7 protein-coding genes and 1 pseudogene are annotated in these 6749 nt (G+C 72.2%); 3 read left to right on the top strand and 5 right to left on the bottom strand.

Annotation, left to right across the window (positions count from 1 at the left end; all coding sequences use genetic code 11):
• The 4 genes from PKE44_RS13085 to PKE44_RS13070 all read right to left on the bottom strand — a co-directional run.
• Positions 1-441, bottom strand: a 441-nt coding sequence (locus PKE44_RS13085; protein WP_324551896.1) for an NAD(P)-binding domain-containing protein, incomplete at its 3' end; no start/stop codon positions are given.
• Positions 442-484: 43 nt separating this feature from the next.
• Positions 485-976: a protein-export chaperone SecB gene (gene secB, locus PKE44_RS13080; protein WP_324551894.1), complete on the bottom strand. Its 492-nt coding sequence runs from the start codon at positions 974-976 to the stop codon at positions 485-487.
• A gap of 146 nt (positions 977-1122) precedes the next feature.
• A complete protein-coding gene (gene grxC, locus PKE44_RS13075) occupies positions 1123-1407 on the bottom strand; it encodes a glutaredoxin 3 (protein WP_324551892.1) in 285 nt (94 codons plus the stop codon).
• Positions 1404-1829: a rhodanese-like domain-containing protein gene (locus tag PKE44_RS13070; RefSeq protein ID WP_324551890.1), complete on the bottom strand. Its 426-nt coding sequence runs from the start codon at positions 1827-1829 to the stop codon at positions 1404-1406. Before PKE44_RS13070 ends, grxC begins: the two co-directional genes overlap by 4 nt.
• Before the next feature lie 186 nt (positions 1830-2015).
• Here PKE44_RS13070 and gpmI point away from each other — a divergent pair, with 186 nt between their 5' ends.
• From gpmI to PKE44_RS13055, 3 genes are all read left to right on the top strand, one after another.
• On the top strand, positions 2016-3557 hold the full coding sequence (gene gpmI / locus PKE44_RS13065) for a 2,3-bisphosphoglycerate-independent phosphoglycerate mutase (protein WP_324551888.1): 1542 nt from the start codon (positions 2016-2018) through the stop codon (positions 3555-3557).
• A 282-nt stretch (positions 3558-3839) separates the two neighbouring features.
• On the top strand, positions 3840-5180 hold the full coding sequence (locus PKE44_RS13060; protein WP_324551886.1) for a S41 family peptidase: 1341 nt from the start codon (positions 3840-3842) through the stop codon (positions 5178-5180).
• 220 nt (positions 5181-5400) lie between these two features.
• Positions 5401-6621 carry a GGDEF domain-containing protein gene (locus PKE44_RS13055; RefSeq protein WP_324551884.1) on the top strand — a complete coding sequence of 407 codons (1221 nt, stop codon included), beginning with the start codon at positions 5401-5403 and terminating at the stop codon, positions 6619-6621.
• Here the strand turns inward: PKE44_RS13055 and PKE44_RS13050 are convergent.
• Positions 6570-6749 (bottom strand): annotated as a pseudogene (locus PKE44_RS13050) (hypothetical protein); the annotation flags it as partial. The gene PKE44_RS13055 and the pseudogene PKE44_RS13050 sit on opposite strands and share 52 nt — an antisense overlap.

Below are 6749 nucleotides of genomic sequence, written 5' to 3'. Positions count from 1 at the left end.
GGTCGGCAGGCCGCGCGCGACCTCGCGCGCGAAGTTCGGGCCGGAGACCACCGCCAGCGGCCGGCTGCCGAGGCGCTCGCGCGCGACCTCGTGCAGGAAGCGTCCGGTGCGCGGCTCCAGCCCCTTGGTGGCCCAGGCGAGCGCCGCCGGCGGCTGCGCCAGCGCGGCGAGCGCATCGAGCGTCGCGACGAAGGCGTGGCTCGGCACGACCACCAGCACCATCGCCGCGCCGGCGCAGGCGGCGGCGAGATCGGCGCCCGGTGCGATGCACCCGGGCAGCGTCACGCCGGGCAGGAAGGCGGCGTTCTCGCGTTCGGTGGCGAGCCGTGCGACCTGCGCCGGATCGTGGCCCCACAGGCGCACGGCATGACCGTTGCGCGCCAGCAGCAGCGCGAGCGCCGTGCCCCAGGAGCCGGCGCCGAGTACCGCGAGCGTGGCCATCAGGTGCCGGGCGGGCGGGGCAGGGTCAGCCGGAGCAGGCCGGTCAGGCCGTGCCGCTGCTCGGCTGGCCGGCCTGCATCTGCTGCGCCTGCTTGGCCTGCAGGTGCTGCATGTACAGCGCGTCGAAGTTCACCGGCGCGAGCTGCAGCGGCGGGAAGCCGCCGCGCTGGATCAGGTTCGAGACCGCCTCGCGCGCGTACGGGAACAGCACGTTCGGGCAGTAGGCACCGAGCATCGCCGCGAGCTGGTCGGGTGCGAAGCCGGCGATCGTGAAGATGCCGGCCTGGCGGACTTCGCACAGGTAGGCGGTCTTGTCGCCCTGCTTGGTGGTGACGGTGACGGTCAGCACGACCTCGTGGATGTTGTCGGCGAGCTGCGCGGATTCGTTGTGCAGCTGCAGCTGGCTCTCGCCGGTCCACTGCTCGGTGAAGATCATCGGCGAGTTCGGGGTCTCGAAGGAGATGTCCTTCGTGTACAGCTTCTGGATCTCGAAGTGCTGCTGCGGCTGCTGCGGGGCGCTGTTCTGCTCGCTCATGGGTGTCGGCTTCCGGACCGTGGTCTTGGAGGGTCTTGAGGGTTGCTGGCGGCGCGGACGGCGTGCGCCCGGGCGGGTCAGGCTTTATACGCGCGCGCTGCGGTACGGCCAAGCACGTGCGCCGGCGTGCGGGCGGGGGCTTGCTTTCAGCCGGGGGCCTTCGGGAACAGCAGCGGGTCGAGGCCGCCGGCGCGATCGAGTGCGGCCATGTCGTCGTAGCCGCCGACGTGCTGGCCGTCGATGAAGGTCTGCGGCACGGTGTCGCGGCCGGTGCGCGCGTCGATCTCGTTCCACAGCGCCGGCTGCTCGTCGACATCGAGCACCTCGTAGGCGACGCCCTTGCGATCGAGCAGCGCGAAGGCCGCGCGGCAGTACGGGCACCAGCGCGAGGCGTAGACGATGATCTCGGGCCGGCGCGCCGGCGCGTTCACTTGCGCACCAGCGGCAGGCCGGCGCCGGTCCACGCGGCGACGCCGCCGGCGAGGTTCATGACCGACGTGAAGCCGGCCTTCTTCAGCTTCGCCGCCAGCGGTGCCGAGCGGTTGCCGTGCTGGCAGCAGACGATGAGTTCGCGGTCGCGGTACTTGTCGAGCTCGCCGATGCGCCGGTCGAACTCGCCGGCCGGCAGGTGGCGGGCGCCGCTGATGTGGCCGTTGCGGAATTCGCCGGGATCGCGCACGTCGACCAGCACGGCGGTCTCGTCGTTGAGCCGGCGCAGCGCATCCTGCACGCCGATCGCCTTGACGCCGCGGGACAGGCGCAGGAATTCGGTGACGAGCAGGGCGACGAGGATCGCGAGGAAGGCGGCAAACAGCAGCCAGTTGCGCGCGGCGAAGTCGAGAAAGGTCTGCATGCGGCGGAAACCCGGCGGGGCGGCGGTGAGGGACGGCGATTGTAACCCGCCCGGACGCGCCCCGGGCGCGCACCGTGCGGCTGGCATCCGCAGGGGGGAAGTCTTTATCCTTTCACGCCCTTAGGTGTGCCGGGCGTGTGCGCCCGGCACGGCCATCCATCCTGCAACCGCGGAGAACCCCCTGCCATGCCCGCCACGCGCCGCCCCCTCGTCCTCGCGATCCTCGACGGCTGGGGTTACAGCGAGGATCCGGCCCACAACGCGATCCTCGGCGCGCATACGCCGAACTGGGACCGGCTGTGGGCCACGCACCCGCACACGCTGATCGACACCTCGGGGCTGTCGGTCGGCCTGCCGGCCGGGCAGATGGGCAACTCCGAGGTCGGGCACATGAACCTCGGCGCCGGCCGCGTCGTGTATCAGGAACTGACCCGCATCGGCCTCGCCATCGAGCACGGCGGGTTCTTCGAAAACCCGGTGCTGTGCAAGGCCGTCGATGCCGCGGTCGCGGGGGGCGGTGCCGTGCACGTCATGGGCCTGCTGTCGCCGGGCGGCGTGCACAGCCACGAGGAGCACCTGCAGGCGATGGTGCGGCTGGCCGCCGGTCGCGGTGCGCAGCGCGTGTACGTGCATGCCTTCCTCGACGGGCGCGACACGCCGCCGCGCAGCGCCGCCGATTCGCTCGCGGCGATGGATGCCGTCTGTGCGGCCACCGGCGTCGCGCGCATCGCGACGCTGGTCGGACGCTACTACGCGATGGATCGCGACAACCGCTGGGAGCGCGTGCAGGCGGCGTATGAACTGATCGTCGATGCCCGGGCCGCGCACACGGCCGCCGATGCCGCCGCCGGGCTGGCCGCGGCCTACGGGCGCGGCGAGAACGACGAATTCGTCGCGCCGACCGTGATCGGCGCGCCGGTGACGGTCGCCGACGGCGATGCGGTCGTGTTCATGAACTTCCGCGCCGACCGGGCGCGCGAGCTGACGCGCGCCTTCGTCGAACCGGATTTCAGCGGCTTCGCGCGCGCCCGCACGCCGGCCCTCGCCGGCTTCGTGTGCCTGACGCAGTACCAGAAGTCGATCCCGGCGCCGGTCGCCTACGCGCCCGAGGACCTCTCCAACGTGCTCGGCGACTGGCTCGCGCAGCACGGCCGCACGCAGCTGCGCATCGCCGAGACCGAAAAGTATGCGCACGTGACCTTCTTCTTCAGCGGCGGACGCGAGCCGCCGTATCCGGGCGAGGAGCGCATCCTGATCCCGTCGCCGAAGGTCGCGACCTACGACCTGCAGCCGCAGATGAGCGCGCCCGAGGTCACCGACCGGCTGGTCGAGGCGATCCGCGCGCGCGCCTTCGACCTGATCGTCGTCAACTACGCGAACCCCGACATGGTCGGCCACACCGGCCTCTACGCCGCCGCCGTGCAGGCGGTCGAGGCCATCGACGCCGCGCTCGGCCGGCTCGATGCCGCGCTCGCCGAGGTCGGCGGCGAGATGCTGGTCACCGCCGATCACGGCAACGTCGAGAGCATGTGGGACGCCGACAGCGCGCAGGCCAACACCGCGCACACGACCAACGTCGTGCCCTTCCTGTACGTCTCGCACGCCGGGCGCCGCGGCACGCCGGCCGGCACCGGCGCGCTCTGCGACGTGGCTCCGACCGTGCTGAAACTCCTGAACCTGCCGCAGCCGCCGGAGATGACCGGCCGGCCGCTGCTGGCGCTGGACTGAAATCCCCTTCCGTCCGCGCGTTCCGCATGCCCTGCACCCCGCGGGTGGCGGCGCCGGCGCACGACCCGGGCCGACGCACAAGGCCCGGGCCGGAACCGGCTCCTCCCCCGCGGGGCGCAGGCTCCCCGGCGCAGCCCGGCCCGCATGGCCGTGCAACAGCCTGACACCTGCCATCGGGCCGCGATCCGCGCCAGAATCGACCGCGCCGGGGCCGCCGCGGCGGCCTTCCTTCGTTTTGTCCGTTCCGTCCGTTCTGTCGCGCGCCGCGCACCCGGAGTCGTCATGAAGTTTCCGTATCGCCACGCTCTGTCGTTGCTCACCGGCGCCATCGCCGGCGCCGGTCTCGCCTGGGTCGGCGCGGTGTCGGCCGCGGATCCGGCGGCACCGCCGGCGCTGCCGTTCGAGGAACTGCGCGCCTTCACCGAGATCCTCGAACGCGTGCGCCACGACTACGTCGAGCCGGTCGATGACCGCAAGCTGCTCGAAAGCGCCGTGCGCGGCATGCTCGCCGGCCTCGATCCGCACTCGTCCTACCTCGACAAAGAGGGCTACCGCGAGATGCAGGTCGGCACCACCGGCGAGTTCGGCGGGCTCGGCATCGAGGTCGGGCAGGAGGACGGCTTCGTCAAGGTCATCTCGCCGATCGACGACACGCCGGCGGCGCGCGCCGGCATCCGCGCCGGCGACCTGATCGTGCGCATCGACGACACACCGACCAAGGGCCTCGGCCTCGCCGATTCGGTGAAGCTGATGCGCGGCTCGGTCGGCTCCTCGGTGAAGCTGACCGTCGTGCGCGCCGGCGAGGACAAGCCGCTGGAGATCACGCTGACCCGCGACGTGATCACGGTGCGCAGCGTCAAGAGCCGCGCGCTGGAGCCCGGCTACGGCTACGTGCGCATCACGCAGTTCCAGTCGCGCACCGCCGGCTACCTGCGCGAGCAGCTCGCGACGCTGAAGCAGGCCGGCGGCGGCAGGCTCAAGGGCCTGGTGCTCGACCTGCGCAACAACCCCGGCGGCGTGCTGTCGGGCGCCGTCGAGGTCGCTGATGCCTTCCTCGACTCGGGGCTGATCGTCTACACCGAGGGCCGCGAATCCGGCTCGCGCCAGAACTTCCAGGCCGGTGCCGGCGACCTGATCGACGGCGTGCCGCTGGTCGTGCTGGTCAACGGCGGTTCGGCCTCGGCCTCCGAGATCGTCGCCGGCGCGCTGCAGGACCAGCGCCGCGCCGTGATCATGGGCACGCGCACCTTCGGCAAGGGCTCGGTGCAGACCATCATGCCGCTCGCCGACGGCACGGCCGTGAAGCTGACCACGGCGCGCTACTACACGCCGAGCGGCCGCTCGATCCAGGCCCAGGGCATCGAGCCGGACATCCGCGTCGACGCCGTGCGCGTCACCGGCGTCGAGGCCGCCGACACGGTCAAGGAGGCCGATCTCGCCGGCCACCTGAACAACCCCGGGCAGCGCGGCAACGAAACCGGCGGGGCCGGCGAGGCCGATCCGGCCCAGGCGGCGCCGGCCGGCGCCGGCAGGTCCACCGAACTGCCGCTCGTGCAGAGCGACTACGCGCTCGCCGAGGCCCTGAACCTGCTGAAGGGGCTGGCGCTGCTCGGACGCAAGTGAGTCGTGCGGCCAGTGGCAGGTCCGGCCGGCGCGAAACCGTACACCGGACGTGCCGGCTGGCTCGCGCCGGCAGGTGCGGAGCCGTCGCTGGGGCCGCGGAGGCGATCTGCATCAAAGCCGTCCGCAGGAATGCCGATGCAGGATGACGGGCGGTGATGGACCGGATGCCGGCGCAGCATCCGCCATCGCTGCCGTCTGCTGAACGGCAGGATGCCCGATGATGTTCGATGTCAAGACCCTGATGTTCTTCATGGCGCTCAGCGCGCTGCTGATGGCGGGCGTGATCACGCTGGCCGATCAGGGTCGTGCGCCGCAGCGTTCGCTGAGCGGCCTGCAGCTGTGGACGCTGTCGCTGCTGGTGCAGGCCGCCGGCTGGTTCGTGCTGGTGGCGAGCAATTCACTGATCCCGGCCGGCTTTGCCGGGCCGCTGGCGCTCGGCTGCGTGAGCCTGTGCTGGAGCCTGCGCCTGCAGGCGCTGGATCGCTGCGCCGGACGGGACGGCATGCACTGGCGGGCGCCGGTGCTGGTCGGGGTGTCCGTCGGCATCTCGTTGCTGTCGCCCGCCTCCGAATGGCTGGTCGGCCTGCACTCGCTGCTGTACGGGCTGCTCGCCTGCGCCTGCGCCCGGCAGGTCCGGCGCCTGCCGGATCACGGGCACGTGACCGCGCAGAGCATCATGGCGCTCGCGCTGCTGCTGCTCGGGGGCGTCCTGATCGCGCGCAGTGCCGAACTGCTGCTGGCGCGTGCCCTGTGGCGGCAGGTCGAGATCTGGCGCACCGTCCTCGAACAGGCGAGCTTCCTGAGCGGCTACGCCAGCACCATCATCGTCACGATCGGTCTGGTGCTGCTCGCCCGCGCCGGCCACGAGGAGCACCTGCAGCGGCTCGCCGGCACCGATGCGCTGACCGGGCTGCTGAACCGGCGCAGTTTCCTGAGCCGGGCCGGGCAGGCGCTGCGCCCGCAGACGCCGGCCGCGGTGCTGATGCTCGATCTCGATCACTTCAAGATCATCAATGACAGCTTCGGCCATCCGGTTGGCGATGCCGTGCTGCGCACGGTGTCCGCGACCCTCGCCAGTGGCCTGCGCCGCGAGGATCTGCTCGCACGCTTCGGCGGCGAGGAGTTCGCGGCGCTGCTGCCGCAGACCGGTGCCCGTACCGCGCTGACCATCGGCGAGCGCCTGCGCACGGCGGTCGCGGCCCAGCATGCGGGAGCCGAGCTCGGAGGCCGGCGCTGCACGATCAGCATCGGCATCGCCGCCGGCAGCGGCGATCTGCCGATCGATGTGCTGATCACCGAGGCCGACCGTGCGCTGTATACGGCCAAGCGCGAGGGGCGCAACCGCTGCGTGCTGATCGAGGTGCCGGCGCTGGTCGACGGCGAGCCGCCTCAGGTCCCGGAGCCGGGAAAGATCTCCTCGCAGGCGGCGAGGCTGCCGTAGGCGAGCACCGGCACGGTCACGACCAGCGCCGGATAGCACAGCGCGAAGGTCGCGAGGCTGCCGCCGCCGAGCACGCCGGCCCACAGCGCCAGCACGCCCGGGTGCGCGCGCAGCGCCCGCAGGCCGGC

This window comes from Plasticicumulans sp. (genome assembly GCF_035331805.1).
Classification (GTDB): domain Bacteria; phylum Pseudomonadota; class Gammaproteobacteria; order Competibacterales; family Competibacteraceae; genus Plasticicumulans.
The sequence above is the reverse complement of the archived record's forward strand: the minus strand, read 5'-3'. Positions and strand labels throughout refer to the sequence as shown.